Raw genomic sequence first — 17,519 nt, forward strand, 5'->3', positions numbered from 1 at the left:
GGAGGATGTTCGGCCGTCACGATCCCCAGTAGGGTCGGCCCATGGACGACGTTCGGGTGGCGGCGATCGCCAGCCTCACCCCGCTCGAAGAGCTGGACAGCGACCCCTTCCTTGTCGACACGCGCGGCCAGCACGCGGTGTGCGCCCGCTGGGCCCGGGACAAGGGGTACGTGCTGGCCCGTCAGCTGTTCTGCTACGGAATCCGCCCGGACCACGCGGAGCTCTGGGCCGATGTGGAGGCCGGGACGGTGGACCTCTTCGTGGCCCCCAGCGAGCGGGTCCTCGCCCGCGCGCTGACCTCCGTGCCGGGCTTCCGCGCCGAGTGCGAGCGGCGCGGTGTGCGGGTGGAGACGGTCGGACTTGACGAACCCCTGTACGACACGGCGGCCAAGGGGGGCGTGCACCGGCGGCTCTCGATGCCCACCGCCGGATACGACGGCGCCTGAGGCTCCGATTCCTGACGCGTACCCCGCCCGGTCGGGGCCGTTGTGCCACGCTTGAGGCAGGAAACGGGCGAAAGGTGAAGCGGGCGTGGGTGACGGGCGATGGGGTGGCGCCGACCGCTGGCGGTCCGCGGGCAGGACGGTGGTGCGGGTGATCGTGGTCTGGGCGGTGTCCACGCTCACGATGCTCGTCCTCGCCGGACTCCTTCCCGACTTCCAGCTCCAGTCCGCCGACGGCGACAGCCTCACCAGGACCGCCCTCACCGCCGCCACGGCCGCCGGCGCCTTCGGCCTGCTCGGCGCGCTCGTGTGGCCGGTGATCGTACGGGCCCTGCTGCTCGTCCCGGCGCTCGTCCTCGGCCTGCTCGTCTTCTTCCTCAACGGCTCCCTGCTGCTCGTCGCGCTCCGGCTGATCCCCGACGGGCGCGGCGCCGCCGCCCCCGAGACGGCCGTCGTGGTCGCCGCCGTCATGTCCGCCGTCGCCTCCGCCACCTCCACCGCCCTCGCGGTACGGGACGACGACGCGTACCGCCGCCGGCTCTACCGGCTCACCGGCCGCACCCGGCCCCGCGATCCCGGCGACACGGCGGGGGCCGTGCCCGGCACGGTCTTCCTCCAGCTCGACGGCGTCGGCCACCACGTGCTGCGCGGCGCCGTCGCCGACGGGCTCATGCCGACCGTCGCGGGCTGGCTGGCCGCCGGTCACCGGCTCACCCCCTGGCGCACCGACTGGTCCAGCCAGACCGGCGCCAGCCAGCTCGGCATCCTGCACGGCTCCAACGAGGACGTGCCCGCCTTCCGCTGGTACGAGAAGGACACCGGGCGCCTCATGGTCTCCAACCGCCCGGCGAGCGCCGTCGAGCTCCAGCGGCGGGCCGTGCGCCGCACCGGGAACGCCGGTCTCCTCACCGTCGACGGCGCCTCCCGGGGCAACCTCTTCAGCGGGGGCGCCGACCAGCTCGCCCTGGTCCTGTCGATGGCGGCCCGGCGCGGCCGCCGCAACCGCTCCCGGGCCGGCTACTTCGCGTACTTCTCCGACCCGGCCAACGCCGTCCGCACCGCCGGATCGCTCCTCGCCGAGTGCGTCCGGGAGATGTGCCAGTCGACGCGGGCGCTGCTGCGCCGGGAGACCCCGAGGGTCTCGCGCGGCGGCACGTACCCCTTCGTCCGCGCCTTCGCGACGGTCGTCGAGCGGGACGTCGTGGTCTCCGCGGTGATGGGGGACATGCTGGCCGGGCGGACCGCGGTCTACGCCGACCTCGTCGCGTACGACGAGGTGGCGCACCACTCGGGACCGCACGGCCGGGACACCGACCAGGTCCTCGCCCGCCTCGACCGGGCGATCGCGCTCATCGCGACCGTCGCCGAGCACGCCCCGCGCCCGTACCGGATCGTGCTCCTCTCCGACCACGGGCAGAGCCCCGGCGAGACCTTCGAGTCGGCGTACGGGCTGACGCTCAAGGAGCTCGTACGGGCCGGGTGCGGGCTTCCGGTGCCGCGCAGGGTGCGGCGTACCCGCAGCGGGAGCGAGGCGCGGGACGCGGCCAGGGACGCGCTGCGCAGCGCGCTGCACCGGCCGGTGGACGAGGGCGGCGAGGCGGCGCGGGAGCTGTCCGCCCGGCCCTCCGAGCCGGTGGTCCTCGCCTCGGGGAACCTGGGGCTCGTCTCCTTCCCCGACGTGCCGCACCGGATGACCCGGGAGGAGATCGACCGGCGCCATCCGGCGCTGCTCCGGACCCTGGCGCACCACCCGGGGATCGGTTTCGTGCTGGTGGCGAGCGCCGAGCACGGCTCGGTGGTGCTCGGCCCCGACGGGGTGGAGGTGCCGGTCGCCGAGCTCGCGGACGACGGCCCGCTCGCGGTCTTCGGGCGCGGCGCGGCGCGGGCGGTGCGGCGCACGGACGGCTTCCCGCACGTCGCGGACATCATGGTCAACTCCATGTACGACCCGGCGACCGGGACCGTGCATGCCTTCGAGGAGCAGATCGGCTCGCACGGCGGTCTGGGCGGCGAGCAGTCGCATGCCTTCCTGCTCTCGCCGCCGGACCTGTCCCCGCCGGTGCGGGAGGGGGAGGAGCTGGTCGGGGCGGAGCGGGTGCACCGGGTGCTGCGGCGCTGGCTGCGGGAGTCCTCGGGGCCGCAGGTGCCGCTGGGCCTTCTGGAGATTTCCCCGTCCACGGGCGCGCCGGAATCAGTTCTTCCGGCTGACGGCCCGGTCTCGCCGGACAAAAATCACTGATTTGGACGCCTGTTCGCCGTTACCGGACGATGGTCCGGATTTGTACGACGGAAGGCGCACCACCCCATGAGCACGGCCACCACAACTCCACAGCGGGACGCGGCGCGGCAGGAGGACACCCGGCACGAAGAGGGCACCCCGCACGCCCGCCGCTTCGGACTCCCCATCGCGACCGCCCTGGTCATGGGCAACATCATCGGCGGCGGAATCTTCCTGCTGCCGGCCTCCGTCGCCCCCTACGGCACCGTCAGCCTCCTCGCCTTCGGCGTCCTCACCCTCGGCGCGATCGCCCTCGCCCTCGTCTTCGGGCGGCTCGCCCACCGCCTGCCGCAGACCGGCGGACCCTACGTCTACGCCCGCGCCGCCTTCGGCGACTTCGCCGGCTTCCTGGCGGCCTGGAGCTACTGGATCACGGCCTGGGTCTCCAACGCCGCCCTCGCCGTCGCCGCCGTCGGCTACCTCGACGTCCTCGTCCCCGTCCACGAGTCCAAGCCGGCCACCATCGCCGCCGCCCTGGCCCTCCAGTGGCTGCCCGCGCTCGCCAACCTGGCCGGCACCCGCTACGTCGGCGCCGTGCAGCTCGTCTCGACCGTCCTCAAGTTCGTCCCGCTGATCCTGGTCGCCGTCGGCGGCCTGTTCTTCTTCGACAGCGCCAACCTCGGGCCGTTCCAGGCGGGCGGGGGCGGCACGCTCGGCGCGGTCTCCGCCTCCGCCGCGATCCTGCTCTTCAGCTACCTCGGCGTCGAGTCCGCCGCCGTCAGCGCCGGCGAGGTCCGCGACCCCCGCCGCAACGTCGGCCGCGCCACCGTCCTCGGCACCCTCGGCGCCGCCGCGGTCTACCTGCTCGGCACCCTCTCCGTCTTCGGCACCGTCGCCCACGACAAGCTGGTCGCCTCCACCGCGCCCTTCTCCGACGCCGTGAACGCCATGTTCGGCGGCTCCTGGGGCGGCGCCGCCGTCGCCTGCATGGCCATGGTCTCCATGCTCGGCGCCCTCAACGGCTGGACCCTGCTGAGCGCCCAGGCCCCCTACGCGGCCGCCCGCGACGGACTCTTCCCGAAGGTCTTCACCGTCAAGCGGCGCGGCGTGCCGACCGTCGGCGTCCTCGTCACCGTCGTCCTCGCCTCGTGCCTGACGGTCTACAACTACACGGCCGGCACGAAGGGCGTCTTCGAGATCCTCGTCCTCGTCACCACCTTCACCGCCACCGTGCCCTACCTGCTGTCCACCGCGGCCCAGATCTACTTCCTGCTCTCCGGGCAGTCCGAGAAGGTCTCCCGGGCCCGGCTCGCCCGCGACGGCGTCCTCGCCCTCGCCGCCTTCGGATTCTCCCTCTGGCTGGTCGCCGGCTCCGGCTACGCCGCCGTCTACCAGGGCGTCCTGTTCCTCTTCGCCGGCGTGCTCGTGTACGCCTGGATGGCGGCCCGCAAGCAGCGCGCCTCCTCCCAGGGGGTGAATCCGCAGGCCCGCGCGTAGGCCGCCCGGGCGGATCTCGGAGCGGGGCGGCCTACCGGCCGTGCGGCGGGGCAGTACGGATCTCCGTGAGCCCCGCGCACCAGCCGCCCGTCGCGCCCGCCACCCCGGCGGGGCCCCGGACGCGCCCGGACCGGGGCCGCCACCGGTGGATCGCGCTCCTCCTCGTCCTCGCCGCGCTGCTCGGCACCGGGGCCACCGCCGCGCTCTCCGTCGCGGAGACGCGCGTCGCGGCCGCCGCCCCGACCCCCGACCCGGGCGGCGAGACCCACGACCAGGCCGCCACCGAGGCCGGACTCCCCGGCCGCGCCCGCCAGGACGGCACGCGCCTGCGCCCCGCCGGGCCCGGAGCCCGGCCCCAGGGTCCCGGAACCCACCCCCGGACCCCCGCCCCCGACCCCGTACCCGCCCCGAGCGGCGACGCGCTCCGGTGCGTGGTGATGCGCTGCTGAGAGGCCCCCGCCTCCCCGCAGTTCCCCCGACATCACCCCCGCACCACGAGGAGCTCCGCCATGCCCGTCGACCCGTACGCCGTCCTCCAGGCCCTGCTGCGCGCCGAGGCCTCCCGCGCCCGCCGCACCGAACGCACCGCCCCCGAGCCCGGAGCCGCGACGCCCGCCCGCACCCCCGAGCCCCCGGCCCCCGCCCCCGAGCCGCCCGCCCACCGGGCGGACCCGCTGCACTGAACACCGGCACCGGCCTCCCGGGGCTTGGCTCCGGGGGCCGACGCCTGGGGCCGGCTCTGGAGGCCGGCGCCTGAGGCCAGCTTCGGAGGTCGGCTCCGGGAGGCCGGCGTCTGAGGTCAGTTCCGGGAGGCCCGCTCCGGGGCCGGCTCCGGAGGCCGGTTCCGGAAGGCCGCAGGAAGGCCGGCCTCAGGTCATGACCGTGAAGGCCTGGGCCTTCAAGGTCCGTTCGAGCCGTGCCCGCAGCCGCAGCGCCGTCCCCTCCAGGCGGTCTTCCTCCTCGACCGGCAGCGAGAAGCCCACCGCCGAGTGGACCCCGCCGACCGTGATCGGCACGGCCCCGCACACCACGCCGAGCACGTACTCCTCCCGCTCCAGCGCCGGCGAGCCCCGGCGGATCCGGGCCAGCCTGCGCATGAACACCTCCTCGTCCGGGACCGTCCGCGGCGTCAGCCTGCTCACCGGCCGCCGCGCCAGGTACTCCCGGCGGGCCTCCGGGTCCAGCTGGGCGAGGAGGCACTGCCCGAGCGCGTGGGCATGCGCGGTGGCGCGGAACTCCGCCCACTCCTCGACGGCCGGCCGTGCCGGGCTGTCCACGCTGCTCACGAGCTCGACCTCGCCCCCCTCCAGGACCGCGTAGTAGACGGGCGCGTCGAGCTCCTCGCGGAGCAGCCGCAGCCACTCGGGAAGCCGCGCGCCGCGCCCCTGCCCGGCGAGCCGGGGCGCGGCCGGGCCGAGCCGGAACGTCCCGCGCTCGTTGCGCAGATGACCGTCGTGGACGAGCGTGCGCAGCAGGTGGTACGTGGTGGCCAGGGGCAGCCCGGTCATCCGTGAGAGGCGCTTGGCCGTCAGCTCGTGGTGCTCGGCGACGAGTTCGAGGAGGGTCAGCGCGCGACGGACGGAGCCTATGAGTGTGGGGTTGGTGGGGGCCATGAGGCCAGTGTGACCAGATGGACGCGGCTTCGCGTCCATCCTGTGGATCTTGTGGAATCCTCCCGGCCGCCTGCGCCGCAGCGCCACGAACCTCCGACTCCCGGCCGCGTCGACCCCGCTCAGACCCCGGACGTCCCGGTCCCGCTCAGGCCCCGGGCGCGCCTGGAGTGCAGCCCCACGAGGACCGCCGCCGCCGTGGCGAGGACCGTGAGCGCCACCAGGGCCGGGACCAGGCCGACCAGCGGGCCCGCCGCCAGGCAGCACACCCCGCCCGCGGTCAGGGCGGCCGGCAGCCGGCCCGAGGTGCGCAGCACGATCGCGGCGGCGCCGAGCAGATAGACGCCGACGCCCCCGGTCAGCGACCAGGCCACGGCGCCGTGCAGCGGCTCGGCGAGACCGTAGTGCCCGGTGTCGGCGACCTGCTGGAGGACCTTCTTCATCCCGAGCGCGCAGAGCACGATCCCCGCCACCAGCGGCAGGTGCAGGAACGTGTAGACGTCCCGCGCGAAGCGGGTGCGGTCGTCGCCGTCCAGCCCGGTGAGACGGTGCTCGGCGGCCTCGCCGAGCTGCCGGAAGTACAGCCGCCACAGCCCGGCCGAGAGCAGCAGCCCGGCCGCCGAGGCGCCCAGCACGGCGTACGAGAGCGGGAAGCCGCCGACGCCGACGCCCATCGCCACGATGGACTCGCCCAGGGCGATGATCACGATGAGACCGTGCCGCTCGGCGAAGTGCCCGGGGGAGTTGACCCGCCAGCCGGAGGAGCCGGTGAGGTAGACGCCGCCGTAGTCGACGGCCACCGCCCCCAGCCACAGCAGGAGCTGGACCCGGCCGCCGTACGCGCAGCCGACCAGCAGCAGCACCAGCGGCGGCAGCACGGACAGCAGGGCCGTGCGCCGCAGGGTGGCCCGCAGCGCCGCGTCACCCGGACCGGACACCCAGTACGAGACGAGGTGCAGGACGCGCACCGCGCCGTAGCAGAGCACGAACACCAGCGGCGGGGAGAGCCCTTCCGGCACGTCCGCGAAGACCTTCGGCACGGCGAGGGACACGATCAGGACGACGGCCATGACGGTGACGAGGACACCGAACAGGGCGCCGGAATCGGCCCGTACGACATTGCCCAGCCAGGCGAAGCAGCACCAGCACCACCAGAGGAGCGCGAGGACGACCATCGCGCCCACCATCCGCCCCGGCGAGGGCGCGGCCGCCATGAGGGCGGTGACCTGGGTGATCGCGTACACGAAGACCAGATCGAAGAAGAGCTCCGCGGGCGTCACCTTGTGATCGCCCCCGGTGGCCACCATGCGGGCCCGTTCCCTGTTCCACGCCATCTGCGTTCTCCCCCTCCGGGGCACCGGTCCCGGCCACCCCGGCGCGAAGACTACTCACACCCGGGGGAGCGGCGACGCGGCAGTCCGGGGAACGGCACGCCCACGGCACGGAGTCCGGCATGGCCTCCCGCATTACCTCCGGCGTAATCGACCCCCTCCGCGCCGCCCGGCATCCTCATGGACACCGGAACCCGGGCGGCGCACTCCGCTCGGGCTCCGGGCCCACCACCAGCACGAACGTCCCCCTTTGGAGGGTGATCCGTCATGTCCCAGGCACTGCTCGCCGGCCTCGCCCGCACCACCCGGCCCCAGTCCGCGGTGCGCCGCTTCCTCGCCCTCGACGCCGTCGTCACCGGGGCCAACGGGATCGCCTACCTCGCCGCCTCCGGCCCCCTCGGCGAGCTCCTCGGCGTCGACGCCGGACTCCTCCTCGGACTCGGCGTCTTCCTCACCGCGTTCGCCGCGGGCGTCGCCTGGCTCGCGAGCCGCCCGCAGCCCCCGGCGCCCGCCGTGAAGCTCGTCGTCGACGCCAACGCGATCTGGGCCGTCCTCAGCGTCGTCGCCCTCGTCGCCTGGCTGGAGCCGACCACCGCCGGCCTCGTGTGGACCCCGGTGCAGGCGGCCACCGTCGCCGGTTTCGCCGCACTCCAGTGGGCGGCCCTCAGGGCCGTCGCGTCGGCTACGCGCTGAGCGACCGCAGGTACGCGACCGTCTCCGGGTCGGCCGGGAGGAACGTCTCGATGGCCAGCTCGGCGACGGTCACGTCCATCGGAGTGTTGAACGTCGAGATCGACGACACGAAGGACAGCACCCGGCCGTCGTGCTCGATCCGCAGCGGCAGCGCGAAGTACGGGTACGGCTCCGCGTCCGGCCGGTCCTCCGGGTCGATCCGCTCCGGCAGCGGATAGGCCGCCACCTCCTCGTACAGCGCGCGCAGCGACTCCGAACGGGCCAGCGCGATCTGACGGTCCATCTGGGCCAGGAGGTGGCCCCGCCACTCCCGCAGGTTCCGGATCCGGGGCGCCAGGCCCTCCGGGTGCAGGGTGAGCCGCATCGCGTTCATCGGCGGGGCCAGCAGGTGCTCCGCGACCCCGTCGAGCATCAGCTCGATCCCCCGGTTGGCGGCCACCACCGTGTACGTGCCGTCGACCACCAGCGCCGGATACGGCTCGTACCCGTCCAGGAGCTGCTGGATGCCCCAGCGCAGCGTCTCCAGGCGCGGCGCGTCGAGCGGCGACTCCGCGTACCGGGGCGCGTAACCCGCCGCGAGCAGCAGCGCGTTCCGGTCCCGCACCGGCACGTCCAGGTGCTCGGCGAGCTTCAGGACCATGTCCTCGCTCGGCCGGGAGCGGCCCGTCTCCACGAAGGAGATGTGCCGTGCCGAGGAGTCCGCGCGCAGCGCCAGCTCCAGCTGGCTCAGCCGCCGCTGCTCGCGCCATCCGCGCAGCAGCGGCCCCACCCCCGTGTCGCTCACGACAGTTGTCATGGCCAGACGGTATCCCAGAGGGGGACGCCGGGTAGCTTTCCCCCCGGGGCCCCTGCCCGTCACCCCGTCACCCCGCACCACCCGACCGGAGGGAGCACCACCGTGCCCACACAGCCGCTGTCGCAGAAGGAGATCGAGGACCGCCTGCGGGAGCTTCCCGGCTGGTCCGTCGACGCGGACCGGCTCATCCGCACCTACCGGCTCGGCGACCACTTCGCGGCGACCGCGCTCGTCGTCCACGTGGCCCAGATCCAGCAGGAGCTGAACCACCACTCCGACCTCACCCTCGGCTACGACACGGTCGCCGTCGCGGTGAGCACCCACTCCGCCGGCGCCGTCGTCACCGAGAAGGACTTCGAACTCGCCGAACGCGTCGAGCGGATCGCTCCCGGCCACGGGGCGAGCTGACCCGTCGTCAGGATCGCGGACATGGGGGAGACCACGCTCGACTACGAGGCCGAGGCCGCGCACTACGACCGGACCCGCGGCGGGGTGCCCAGGGCACGGGCGGCCGCCGAGGCCGTCCTGCGGCTCGTGCCGCCCGACGCCCGCACCCTGCTCGACCTCGCCTGCGGCACCGGCCTCGTCACCGAACGCCTCGCCCGGCCCGGCCTCCGGGTGTACGGGGCCGACGCCGCCCACGCCATGGCGCGGGTCGCCGCCGGCCGGGCCCCCGGGCGCGTCGTACGCGCCGACGCCCGGCGGCTGCCGCTGCCCGACGCCTCCCTGGACGCCGTCACGGCCGTCTGGCTGCTGCACCTCGTGCCCTTCGCGGCGGACCTCGTCGCCGAGGCGGCCCGGGTGCTGCGTCCCGGCGGCGTCCTCGTCGCCACCGTCGACAAGGACGCCGCCCACGACGTCGGCAGCGACGTCGACGCGCTCCTCCGCCCGTACCGCTCCGCCGCCGCGGCCTCCGACCGCGCCGACCTGATCACCGCACGCGCGGCCGCCCACGGCCTCGACCCCGCCCCCGGCACCCACTTCACCGGCCACGGCCAGGGCGCCACCCCACGCGACACCGTCCGCAAACTCCGCGCCGGCTACTTCGCCTCCTGGTTCGACGGCGACCCGGCGACCACCGACAGCCTCGCCGCCGCCCTGTCCGCCCTCCCCGACCAGGACCGCCCCCGAGCCGCCCCCCGTTACCGGCTCGCGAGCTTCGTCAGGCGCGGCTGAAGCCGGCGCGCGGCCCCGTCGTCCCGGACGGCAGCGAGTCCGCGAGGTAGCCCGCCAGGTCCGGAGTCTCCGGTGTCAGCATGTGACGCACCCAGGCCTCCCGTTCGTGTCCGAGCGGAGGCAGCTCCCACACGCAGCCGATCCAGGAGCGGTCGACCCGGACGAAGTGCGTCGGGTCGGTGTCGGGGCAGTCCAGGGCGGGCTGGCCGGCGGCTCCGCCGCCGAAGTGGAGCACGTTGTCCCACACCCAGCTGTAGGCGTTGAGGTACGCGCCGCTGTCGCCGCCCCGGTGCAGCACCACGAAGCCCGCCGCCGGGGTGCCGTCCAGGGACGGCAGCAGCTCCGGAAGGAGTGCGTAGGCCGCCTTCTCCACCTCCGGTTCGATGCCGGCGGGGTCCGAGGTGACGTGGTAGCGCTTGAGGTGCCGACCGGCGATCTCGACCGGCGGCAGCGCGAGGAGGTTCTTCTCTGCGAAAGCCATGGCTGGACCGTAAGGACCCTTCACTGACACCGTGTGTCAGTGAAGTCCGGCCGGCTCGTCTCGCTCCTGCTCCTGCTCCAGACCCGCGGTCCGCTGACGGCCGCCCGCCTCGCCGCGGAGCTGGAGGTCTCCGTCCGCACCGTCTACCGCGACGTGGAGGCGCTGCAGGCCGCCGGAGTGCCGCTGTACGGGGACGCCGGGCACCGCGGCGGCTACCGGCTGCTGGCCGGATACCGGCACCGCCTCGCCGAGCTGTACGCCCGCGAGGCCGAGGCCTTCGTCCTCGCCGGGCTGCCCGTCGCCGCCGACGAACTCGGGCTCGGCCCGCACTTCGCGGACGCCCGGCTGAAGCTGCGGGCCGCGCTGCCCGCACCGCTGCGCGAGCACGTCGACCGGCTGCGGGCCCGGTTCCACATCGACGCCCCCGGCTGGTACGCGGAGTCCACCGAGGCCCCGTTCCTGCCCGAGGTCGCCGACGCGGTCCGCGCCGGACGCGTCCTGGAGGTCCGCTACCGGCGCTGGAAGGAGCCGACCGACGTCGACCGGCGCCTGGAGCCGTACGGACTCGTCCTCAAGGCCGGCCGCTGGTACCTGGTCGCGGGACCCGGCCCCCGCACCTACCGCGTCGACCAGATCCTCGCCCTCGCCGTCACCGACGAGGATGCCGTGATCCCGGAGGGCTTCGACCTCGCCGCCCACTGGCGGGCGGCCCAGGAGGACTTCCACGCCCGGCTGCACCAGGGAGAGGCGCTCGTACGGATCTCCCCGCGCGGCGCCGCCCGGCTCACCGGGGCCGCCGCCCGGGCCCTCGCCGCCACCGGCACCCCCGAACCCGACGGCTGGACGCGCGCCGCCCTCCCCGTCGAATCGCCCGAGCACGCCCACGACACCTTCCTCGGCCTCGGCGCGGAGGTGGAGGTCCTCGCCCCGGAGGACCTCCGCGACCGCCTCGCCGCGACCGTGCGGACCCTGGCGCAGCGGTACGCCTGAACGGCCTCGGAGACCTCCCGCGACGAACCCGGCCGGAGCGTCGTCCTCGACCCCGGGCCCTCGACCCGCTGCCCGTCGCCCGGAAGATCGGCTCCGGCGGCGCCTCCAAGCGGGTACGGGGCGTCAGCCCGCAGGAACACCGGGGCCGGCGCCGAGGCGGACCGGGACTTTGCCGGACCGGCAACATTTCTCGCCTCCCCGGCCGTCCCGTCGCACCCTGGAGCCATGAGCCAGCATCACGCGTCCCACCCCGGTCACTCGCACGGCGAGGGCCACGGCCACGGTCACCGTCACGACCACACCCACCTCGACTGGAGCGAGATGGCGCCGCTCCTGGAGCGGCAGGCCGAGATCGCGAGCCCCGCGTACACGGAGGCCGCGGCCTGGCTGGGCACCCTCGCGCCGGTGCAGGGCGTCCGCCGGATCCTCGACGTCGGCAGCGGTCCCGGGGTCGTGACGAGCCTGCTCGCCGAGGCGTTCCCGGCCGCCGAGGCGGTCGCCGTCGACGGCAGCCCCGAACTCCTCGCCCTGGCCCGGGCCCGCGCCGAGGCCCGCAACCTCGGCGCCCGGGTCTCCACCCTCCACGCCGAACTCCCCGAGGGGATCGGGGCCCTGGGGCGGGCCGACCTCGTCTGGGCGGGCAACTCCCTGCACCACATGGGCGACCAGAGCGCCGCGCTCGCGGAGTTCGCCGGCATCCTGAACCCCGGCGGCCTGATCGTCCTCGTCGAGGGCGGGCTGCCCCGCCGGCACCTGCCCCAGAACATCGGGATCGGCCGGCCCGGCCTGGAGGCCCGACTCGACGCCGCCCACGCCGACTGGTTCGGCGAGATGCGCGCCGAACTCCCGGACTCCAAGGACGAGCCGGACGACTGGCGGGCGCTGCTCACCGGCGCCGGCCTCACCCCGGCCGGCACCCGCACGTTCCTCGTGGACGTCCCCGCGCCCGTCTCCCCGGCCGTCCGGGAGCTGGCCCTCGCCCACTACGAGCGCCTCCGGGACGGCCTGGCCGCCCGGCTCGACGCCGACGACAAGGAGACCCTCGACCGGCTGCTCGACCCGGCCGACGCGCTGTCCCTGCACCACCGCACGGACCTGTTCCACCTCACCGCCCACACCGTGCACACCGCCCGCAAGGGCTGAGCCCGCACGGGGCCCGGGTCAGGGCACCGGCTCCAACCGCCACCACTGGAACGGCGAGTCGGTGTCCTCCCACTGCCGGACGTTCCCCCCGTCCTCCTTCGACTCGTCGGCGACCTCCAGGAAGAGGCCGCTGATGAAGCTCACCAGGGCCACCGTCCCCGGCGACTGGAGGTCCTGCTCGATGATCCACTCCTGCGCGCCGAAGTTGTTGGCCTTCCACTGCTGGATGTTCGCGCCGTTCTCCGTGGACGCGTTCGCGACGTCGAGCCGTTTGCCGCTGGCCGCGTTGACCAGGTGGTAGAGCCCGCCGCCGTTCGGCACGGGCGTGATGTGCCAGTGCTGGCCGGGAGTTCCGTCCCCGGTGGCCTGCTGGACGTTCGCGCCGCTGCGGCCCGACCCCTGGTACACCTCCAGGAGCAGCCCGCTGGCCACGTTCCGCACCCGGTAGAGGCCCTCCCGCACGGGCTCCGGGGCACCGCTCACCGTACCGACTCCTTCTCCTCGCCGGGCAGTTGCACCGCGCGGCCGTCACCGCCGCGCGCACCCCTCAGGGGCCGTCTCCGACTCTACGTCCCGGGTACGACAACGGCCCCGGCTCCGGCCCCAGCCCCGGCCCGGCCTTGGTCGCCGCCGCCCGCCCGGTGCGGCGGCTGGCACGATGGGCCGGTGAACGATCCCGAACTCCGTACCCTGCTCGACGACCCCGCCGAGGTCCTGCGCCAGGACCGCGCCGAGCTCCGTGCCCGCATCGACGCCCTGCCGGACGACCACGGCGGCGTCGGCCGCGAGGTGTTCACCCAGGCCGAGGCGGTCTTCGGAAGCGCCCCGACGGCCTCCGCCGAGTTCGCCTCCTGGCTGCACTTCGCCGCGACCGTCCTCGGCCACCGTGAGTACGCCGAGCGCGTCGCCGCCGCCGAACCACGGCTTCCGTGGCGGACGGTGTGGGCCTGGTGGCGGCCGGTCGGCGCCCACGAGGCCGCGCCGAACCTCAGCGGCGACCGCTCCGCCGAGGTGTACGAGGCCGAGGGCGTCCCGCTCCTGAAGGTCTGGGCCCTGTGGTGCGAGGACACCTGGTTCGACCTGGCCACCGGCCGGCCCCGGCCCGCCCCCGCCGAGGGCACGGCCGAACCGTACGAGGAGACCGAGCCCGACGGCCCCTGGCTGTTCGACGGCGACGAGGAGTCCTGGGCGCTGCGCCACCCCGACTCCTGGGAGGAGCCGATCCCCCTGGACGGCGGCCGCTACGTCTTCCTCGACGCGCGCGGCGTGGCCGTGGTGGAGCAGAACGACGCGGCCCTCGCCGACTGGCCGACGGGCGGGGCCGATTCCTCCCGCCCGGTCCCGGCGGACGGCGGGCCCTGGTTCCGGCCCGGCACGCGGGACGCGGACGGCCCGCTCACCGCGGCCCGGCTCGACGGGGTCTTCGGCCCCTCCGGAGTCCTCCGCGTCCCGGCCGCCGACCAGCCCGCCGCCCTCACGCACGCCCCGACCAGGGCACTGCTCGCCGAGGCCGGGCTGCCCCGCCACTGGGCGGCCGGCGTCACGTCCTTCGCGCTCGCCGACGAGCCGCTGGGCCCGGGCCCCGAGGGCCTGCTGCGCGTCGGCGCGTTCGACCTCGGGTACTGCGACCCCGGGGAGGTCTTCGTCCACCCCGGGACCGGCGCCGTCGGAATGCGCCAGCCGGACGGCAGCCACGGCCCGGGCGGCGACGCCGTCTTCCCGCTCGCCCGCGGCCTGGAGTCCTTCGTCCGGTTCCTGGAGGGCGTCCGCCGTCACATGGGCGCCTGCTGGGACCCGTACCCGGGGGAGGAGGGCGTGAAGAGCTTCCTCCGGGAGATGACGGAGGTGGACGCCGGGGCGCTGGCCGACGGCGCGCCCGGCGCCGAGGTCTGGGAACACCTCTTCGCCTCGATCACCGAGCTCGGCGTGGACGGCTACTGAGCCCGGCCCGGACGGTCCCCGAGCCTGGCGCGGACGGTCACCGAGAGCCGGCCCGGACGGTCCCCGAGCCTGGCGCGGACGGTCACCGAGAGCCGGCCCGGACGGTCACCGAGCCCGGCGCGGACGGTCACCGAGCCCGGCGCGGACGGTTGCCGAGCCGGCGCACCGCCGAAGCGGCGCGCCGGCCCCACCCCCTCCGTCTCCTTCAGGCGCCGACGTTGAACTCCGCCGGGTTCGGGCCCAGCCGGTGGTTCTCGTCGAGGGCGGCGATCGCCGCCAGGTCCTCGGCGTCCAGCTCGAAGTCGAAGACGTCGATGTTCTCGCGGATGCGGGAGGGGGTGACCGACTTCGGGATCACCACGTTCCCCAGCTGCAGGTGCCAGCGCAGCACCACCTGGGCCGGCGTCCGCCCGTGCTTCCGGCCGATCGCGACGATCGCCGGCACGTCAAGCAGCCCACGGCCCTGGCCGAGCGGGGACCACGCCTCGGTCGCGATGCCGTGCTTGGCGTGCACCTCGCGCGACTCCGCCTGCGCGAGCTGCGGGTGCAGCTCGATCTGGTTGACGGCGGGCACGACCGAGGTCTCGCCGATCAGCCGCTCCAGGTGCTCCGGGAGGAAGTTCGAGACGCCGATCGCCTTGGCGCGCCCGTCCGCGAGGATCTTCTCCAACGCCCGGTACGTGTCGACGTACGCGTCCTTCGCCGGCACCGGCCAGTGGATGAGGTACAGGTCGACGTAGTCGAGCCCCAGCTTGCCGAGGGAGTCGTCGAAGGCGCGCAGCGTCGAGTCGTACCCCTGCTCGCTGTTCCACAGCTTCGTGGTGACGAACAGCTCCTCGCGCGGGATCCCGGAAGCGGCCACGGCCTCGCCGGTGCCCCGCTCGTTCTCGTAGATCGCCGCCGTGTCGATGGAGCGGTAACCGGCGTCCAGTGCGGTGCCCACGGCCTTCGCGGCCTCGTCGTCCGGCACCTGCCAGACACCGAAGCCGAGCTGCGGCATCGCCACGCCGTTGTTCAGGATGACCGAGGGGACCTTGCTGTCCGTGCTCACGTGGGGTGGATCCTTACCTTGTCGCGGGAAACTCGGGTACTCCCAGCGTCAACGATCACGGACCGTCCCGCATTCCGTCGGCTGTCCCGTCAGCTGTACAGCGCCGCGACCTCCGCCGCGTACGCCCGTTCGATCGCCTTGCGCTTCAGCTTCAGGGAGGGGGTGAGCAGCCCGTGTTCCTCGCTGAACGGGTGGGCCAGGATCCGGAAGGTGCGGATCGACTCGGCCTGGGAGACCAGGGTGTTCGCGGCCACCACACCGCGCCGGATCTCCGTCTCCAGGGCCGGGTCGCGCACCAGCTCGGCGGGGGAGAGCGGGGCGCGGCCCTGCATGGCGAGCCAGTGCTCCACCGCTTCCTGGTCGACCGTGACGAGGGCGGCGATGTACGGCCGGTCGTTGCCGACGACGATGCACTGGGCGATCAGCGGATGGGCCCGCACCCGCTCCTCCAGGGCGGTGGGGGAGACGCTCTTGCCGCCGGAGGTCACCAGGATCTCCTTCTTGCGGCCGGTGATCGTCAGATAGCCGTCGGCGTCGAGGGCGCCGATGTCGCCGGTGGCCAGCCAGCCGTCGTTGAGGACGGCGGCCGTCGCCTCCGGGGCGTTCAGATAGCCGGAGAAGACCTGGCCGCCGTGCAGCCACACCTCGCCGTCCTCCGCGATGTGCACCGTCGTCCCCGGGACCGGCTGGCCCACGGTGCCGTACTTGGTCCGTCCGGGCGGGTTCGCCGTGGCGGCGGCCGAGGACTCGGTGAGCCCGTACCCCTCGAAGACCGTGATGCCCGCGCCCGCGAAGAACAGCCCCTGCCGGCGGTCCATGGCCGAACCGCCCGACATCGCATGCCGCATCCGCCCGCCCAGGGCCGCGCGCACCTTCACGTACACCGTCTTCTCGAAGAACTGGTGCTGCACGCGCAGCGCCGCCGACGGTCCGGGACCGGTCCCGAAGGCCTTCTGCTCCAGCGCCTCCGCGTACGCGACCGCCACCTCCACGGCCTTGTCGAAGGGGCCCGCCTTCCCCTCCGCCTCCGCCTTGCGGCGGGCCGCGTGGAAGACCTTCTCGAAGACGTACGGCACGGCCAGGACGAACGTCGGCCGGAACGCCGCCAGATCCGGCAGCAGCTCGGCCGCCGCCATCACCGGCTGGTGCCCCAGCTTCACCCCGCCCCGGACCGCCGCGACCTCCACCATCCGCCCGAAGACGTGCGCCAGCGGCAGGAACAGCAGCGTCGAGGCCTGCTCGTCGGGCCGGGAGCGGAAGACCGGCTCCCAGCGGCCCGTCAGCGCGTCCGTCTCGAACATCAGGTTCGCGTGGGTGATCACACAGCCCTTGGGGCGGCCGGTCGTCCCCGAGGTGTAGATGACCGTCGCCACCGTCTCCGGCGTCACCGCCCGCCGGTGCCGGTGCACGACCTCCTCGTCGATGTCCGCGCCCGCCGCCGTCAGCTCGCCCACCGCGTCCGCGTCCAGCTGCCACAGCCGCTGGAGCCGGGGGAGCCGGTCGACCACCGAGCCGATCGTCATCGCGTGGTCCTCGTGCTCCACCACGCAGGCCGTGACCTCGGCGTCGTGCAGCGTCCAGAAGACCTGCTCGGCGGAGGAGGTCGGATAGACCGGCACGGGCTGCGCGCCCAGCGACCACAGCGCGAAGTCGAAGAGCGTCCACTCGTACCGGGTCCTGGCCATGATCGCGACCCGGTCGCCGAACCGCACGCCCTCCGCGATCAGCCCCTTCGCGAGCCCCACGACCTCGTCCCGGAACCGGGCGGCGGTCACGTCCTGCCACTCCCCGTCCGGGCCCTTCCGGCCGAAGGCGATCCGGCCGGGATCGGCGAGCGCGTGGTCGAACACGGCGTCCGCCAGACCGCCGACCTGAGGCGCCGCCTCGACGGGCGGCACGGTGAACTCGCGCACTGACCTGCTCCTCGACGGCTCGATGGCTGGAAACGCCCTGTCGCACTCCGTACGGCGCCGGTGACGGTACCCCAAGCGACCGGCCCGCGGGAGGGCCTTCACCAAGCCGGGACATTCCGCGTTCTCACAGGTCAGAGCCGGTGAGGCGGGCGAGTCGAGGGCGTCTCGGGGCCGTGGCTGACCGGACGGTACGTCCTTCGGGGGGCGAATCTCCACGGAATCTGTACCGGCCGCTC

18 protein-coding genes are annotated in these 17,519 nt (G+C 74.5%); 11 read left to right on the forward strand and 7 right to left on the reverse strand.

Annotated elements, in window-relative coordinates:
* Positions 1–41: 41 nt before the first annotated feature.
* The 5 genes from ACH4TP_RS11460 (at position 42) to ACH4TP_RS11480 (ending at position 4,841) form a co-directional block, all read left to right on the forward strand.
* Positions 42–446, forward strand: coding sequence for a hypothetical protein (locus tag ACH4TP_RS11460; RefSeq protein WP_389230576.1), 405 nt, complete (start codon positions 42–44; stop codon positions 444–446).
* A gap of 85 nt (positions 447–531) precedes the next feature.
* Positions 532–2,682, forward strand: a complete 2,151-nt coding sequence (locus tag ACH4TP_RS11465; protein ID WP_398437219.1) for a phage holin family protein — start codon at positions 532–534, stop codon at positions 2,680–2,682.
* Positions 2,683–2,748: 66 nt separating this feature from the next.
* Entirely contained in the window at positions 2,749–4,158 is a 1,410-nt protein-coding gene (locus tag ACH4TP_RS11470; RefSeq protein ID WP_389230582.1) for an amino acid permease, read from the forward strand.
* 65 nt (positions 4,159–4,223) lie between these two features.
* Complete coding sequence (locus ACH4TP_RS11475; RefSeq protein WP_398437221.1) at positions 4,224–4,607, forward strand: hypothetical protein; 384 nt, start codon at positions 4,224–4,226, stop codon at positions 4,605–4,607.
* Positions 4,608–4,667: 60 nt separating this feature from the next.
* Positions 4,668–4,841, forward strand: coding sequence for a hypothetical protein (locus ACH4TP_RS11480; RefSeq protein WP_398437223.1), 174 nt, complete (start codon positions 4,668–4,670; stop codon positions 4,839–4,841).
* Between the two features lie 186 nt (positions 4,842–5,027).
* Here ACH4TP_RS11480 and ACH4TP_RS11485 read toward each other — a convergent pair whose 3' ends face one another.
* Together ACH4TP_RS11485 and ACH4TP_RS11490 are read right to left on the reverse strand one after the other, a co-directional pair.
* Complete coding sequence (locus tag ACH4TP_RS11485) at positions 5,028–5,771, reverse strand: IclR family transcriptional regulator (RefSeq protein ID WP_398437224.1); 744 nt, start codon at positions 5,769–5,771, stop codon at positions 5,028–5,030.
* Between the two features lie 119 nt (positions 5,772–5,890).
* Positions 5,891–7,102 carry a low temperature requirement protein A gene (locus ACH4TP_RS11490; RefSeq protein ID WP_389230594.1) on the reverse strand — a complete coding sequence of 404 codons (1,212 nt, stop codon included), beginning with the start codon at positions 7,100–7,102 and terminating at the stop codon, positions 5,891–5,893.
* Between the two features lie 264 nt (positions 7,103–7,366).
* On the opposite strand from ACH4TP_RS11490, the gene ACH4TP_RS11495 reads away from it, so the two are divergent.
* Positions 7,367–7,792, forward strand: coding sequence for a hypothetical protein (locus ACH4TP_RS11495; protein ID WP_389230657.1), 426 nt, complete (start codon positions 7,367–7,369; stop codon positions 7,790–7,792).
* On the opposite strand, the gene ACH4TP_RS11500 is transcribed toward ACH4TP_RS11495, so the two are convergent.
* Complete coding sequence (locus ACH4TP_RS11500) at positions 7,782–8,588, reverse strand: helix-turn-helix domain-containing protein (RefSeq protein WP_389230660.1); 807 nt, start codon at positions 8,586–8,588, stop codon at positions 7,782–7,784. The genes ACH4TP_RS11495 and ACH4TP_RS11500 overlap by 11 nt on opposite strands.
* 102 nt (positions 8,589–8,690) lie before the next feature.
* Between ACH4TP_RS11500 and ACH4TP_RS11505 the strand changes: the two genes are divergently transcribed.
* Both ACH4TP_RS11505 and ACH4TP_RS11510 read left to right on the forward strand, forming a co-directional pair.
* Positions 8,691–8,996, forward strand: coding sequence for a 4a-hydroxytetrahydrobiopterin dehydratase (locus ACH4TP_RS11505; RefSeq protein WP_389230663.1), 306 nt, complete (start codon positions 8,691–8,693; stop codon positions 8,994–8,996).
* Positions 8,997–9,017: 21 nt separating this feature from the next.
* Positions 9,018–9,764 carry a class I SAM-dependent methyltransferase gene (locus ACH4TP_RS11510; protein ID WP_398437228.1) on the forward strand — a complete coding sequence of 249 codons (747 nt, stop codon included), beginning with the start codon at positions 9,018–9,020 and terminating at the stop codon, positions 9,762–9,764.
* On the opposite strand, the gene ACH4TP_RS11515 is transcribed toward ACH4TP_RS11510, so the two are convergent.
* On the reverse strand, positions 9,751–10,245 hold the full coding sequence (locus ACH4TP_RS11515) for a hypothetical protein (protein ID WP_398437229.1): 495 nt from the start codon (positions 10,243–10,245) through the stop codon (positions 9,751–9,753). The two genes, ACH4TP_RS11510 and ACH4TP_RS11515, sit on opposite strands and share 14 nt — an antisense overlap.
* A gap of 39 nt (positions 10,246–10,284) precedes the next feature.
* Here ACH4TP_RS11515 and ACH4TP_RS11520 point away from each other — a divergent pair, with 39 nt between their 5' ends.
* Together ACH4TP_RS11520 and ACH4TP_RS11525 are read left to right on the forward strand one after the other, a co-directional pair.
* Positions 10,285–11,235, forward strand: coding sequence for a helix-turn-helix transcriptional regulator (locus ACH4TP_RS11520; protein ID WP_398437837.1), 951 nt, complete (start codon positions 10,285–10,287; stop codon positions 11,233–11,235).
* Positions 11,236–11,460: 225 nt separating this feature from the next.
* Positions 11,461–12,378, forward strand: a complete 918-nt coding sequence (locus ACH4TP_RS11525; protein WP_398192194.1) for a class I SAM-dependent methyltransferase — start codon at positions 11,461–11,463, stop codon at positions 12,376–12,378.
* A gap of 18 nt (positions 12,379–12,396) precedes the next feature.
* Here the strand turns inward: ACH4TP_RS11525 and ACH4TP_RS11530 are convergent, their stop codons facing one another.
* Entirely contained in the window at positions 12,397–12,861 is a 465-nt protein-coding gene (locus ACH4TP_RS11530) for an RICIN domain-containing protein (RefSeq protein WP_389230671.1), read from the reverse strand.
* A gap of 183 nt (positions 12,862–13,044) precedes the next feature.
* Here ACH4TP_RS11530 and ACH4TP_RS11535 point away from each other — a divergent pair, with 183 nt between their 5' ends.
* Positions 13,045–14,319, forward strand: a complete 1,275-nt coding sequence (locus ACH4TP_RS11535) for an SUKH-4 family immunity protein (protein ID WP_398437231.1) — start codon at positions 13,045–13,047, stop codon at positions 14,317–14,319.
* A 205-nt stretch (positions 14,320–14,524) separates the two neighbouring features.
* Here the strand turns inward: ACH4TP_RS11535 and ACH4TP_RS11540 are convergent, their stop codons facing one another.
* Both ACH4TP_RS11540 and ACH4TP_RS11545 read right to left on the reverse strand, forming a co-directional pair.
* Positions 14,525–15,319 carry an aldo/keto reductase gene (locus tag ACH4TP_RS11540; RefSeq protein ID WP_389231287.1) on the reverse strand — a complete coding sequence of 265 codons (795 nt, stop codon included), beginning with the start codon at positions 15,317–15,319 and terminating at the stop codon, positions 14,525–14,527.
* Positions 15,320–15,459: 140 nt separating this feature from the next.
* Entirely contained in the window at positions 15,460–17,283 is a 1,824-nt protein-coding gene (locus ACH4TP_RS11545) for an AMP-dependent synthetase/ligase (RefSeq protein ID WP_398437234.1), read from the reverse strand.
* Between the last annotated feature and the right edge of the window lie 236 nt (positions 17,284–17,519).

This window comes from Streptomyces sp. NPDC021012 (assembly GCF_044333355.1).
In the GTDB taxonomy this organism is placed as follows: Bacteria; Actinomycetota; Actinomycetes; order Streptomycetales; family Streptomycetaceae; genus Streptomyces.

What these genes read in the sequence shown, in the direction of transcription:
- ACH4TP_RS11500 (WP_389230660.1), bottom strand. Translation starts at nt 8,588, where the DNA reads ATGACAACTGTCGTGAGCGACACGGGGGTGGGGCCGCTGCTGCGCGGA.
- ACH4TP_RS11515 (WP_398437229.1), bottom strand. Translation starts at nt 10,245, where the DNA reads ATGGCTTTCGCAGAGAAGAACCTCCTCGCGCTGCCGCCGGTCGAGATC.
- ACH4TP_RS11495 (WP_389230657.1), top strand. Translation starts at nt 7,367, where the DNA reads ATGTCCCAGGCACTGCTCGCCGGCCTCGCCCGCACCACCCGGCCCCAG.
- ACH4TP_RS11480 (WP_398437223.1), top strand. Translation starts at nt 4,668, where the DNA reads ATGCCCGTCGACCCGTACGCCGTCCTCCAGGCCCTGCTGCGCGCCGAG.
- ACH4TP_RS11485 (WP_398437224.1), bottom strand. Translation starts at nt 5,771, where the DNA reads ATGGCCCCCACCAACCCCACACTCATAGGCTCCGTCCGTCGCGCGCTG.
- ACH4TP_RS11460 (WP_389230576.1), top strand. Translation starts at nt 42, where the DNA reads ATGGACGACGTTCGGGTGGCGGCGATCGCCAGCCTCACCCCGCTCGAA.
- ACH4TP_RS11490 (WP_389230594.1), bottom strand. Translation starts at nt 7,102, where the DNA reads ATGGCGTGGAACAGGGAACGGGCCCGCATGGTGGCCACCGGGGGCGAT.
- ACH4TP_RS11540 (WP_389231287.1), bottom strand. Translation starts at nt 15,319, where the DNA reads ATGCCGCAGCTCGGCTTCGGTGTCTGGCAGGTGCCGGACGACGAGGCC.
- ACH4TP_RS11470 (WP_389230582.1), top strand. Translation starts at nt 2,749, where the DNA reads ATGAGCACGGCCACCACAACTCCACAGCGGGACGCGGCGCGGCAGGAG.
- ACH4TP_RS11525 (WP_398192194.1), top strand. Translation starts at nt 11,461, where the DNA reads ATGAGCCAGCATCACGCGTCCCACCCCGGTCACTCGCACGGCGAGGGC.
- ACH4TP_RS11510 (WP_398437228.1), top strand. Translation starts at nt 9,018, where the DNA reads ATGGGGGAGACCACGCTCGACTACGAGGCCGAGGCCGCGCACTACGAC.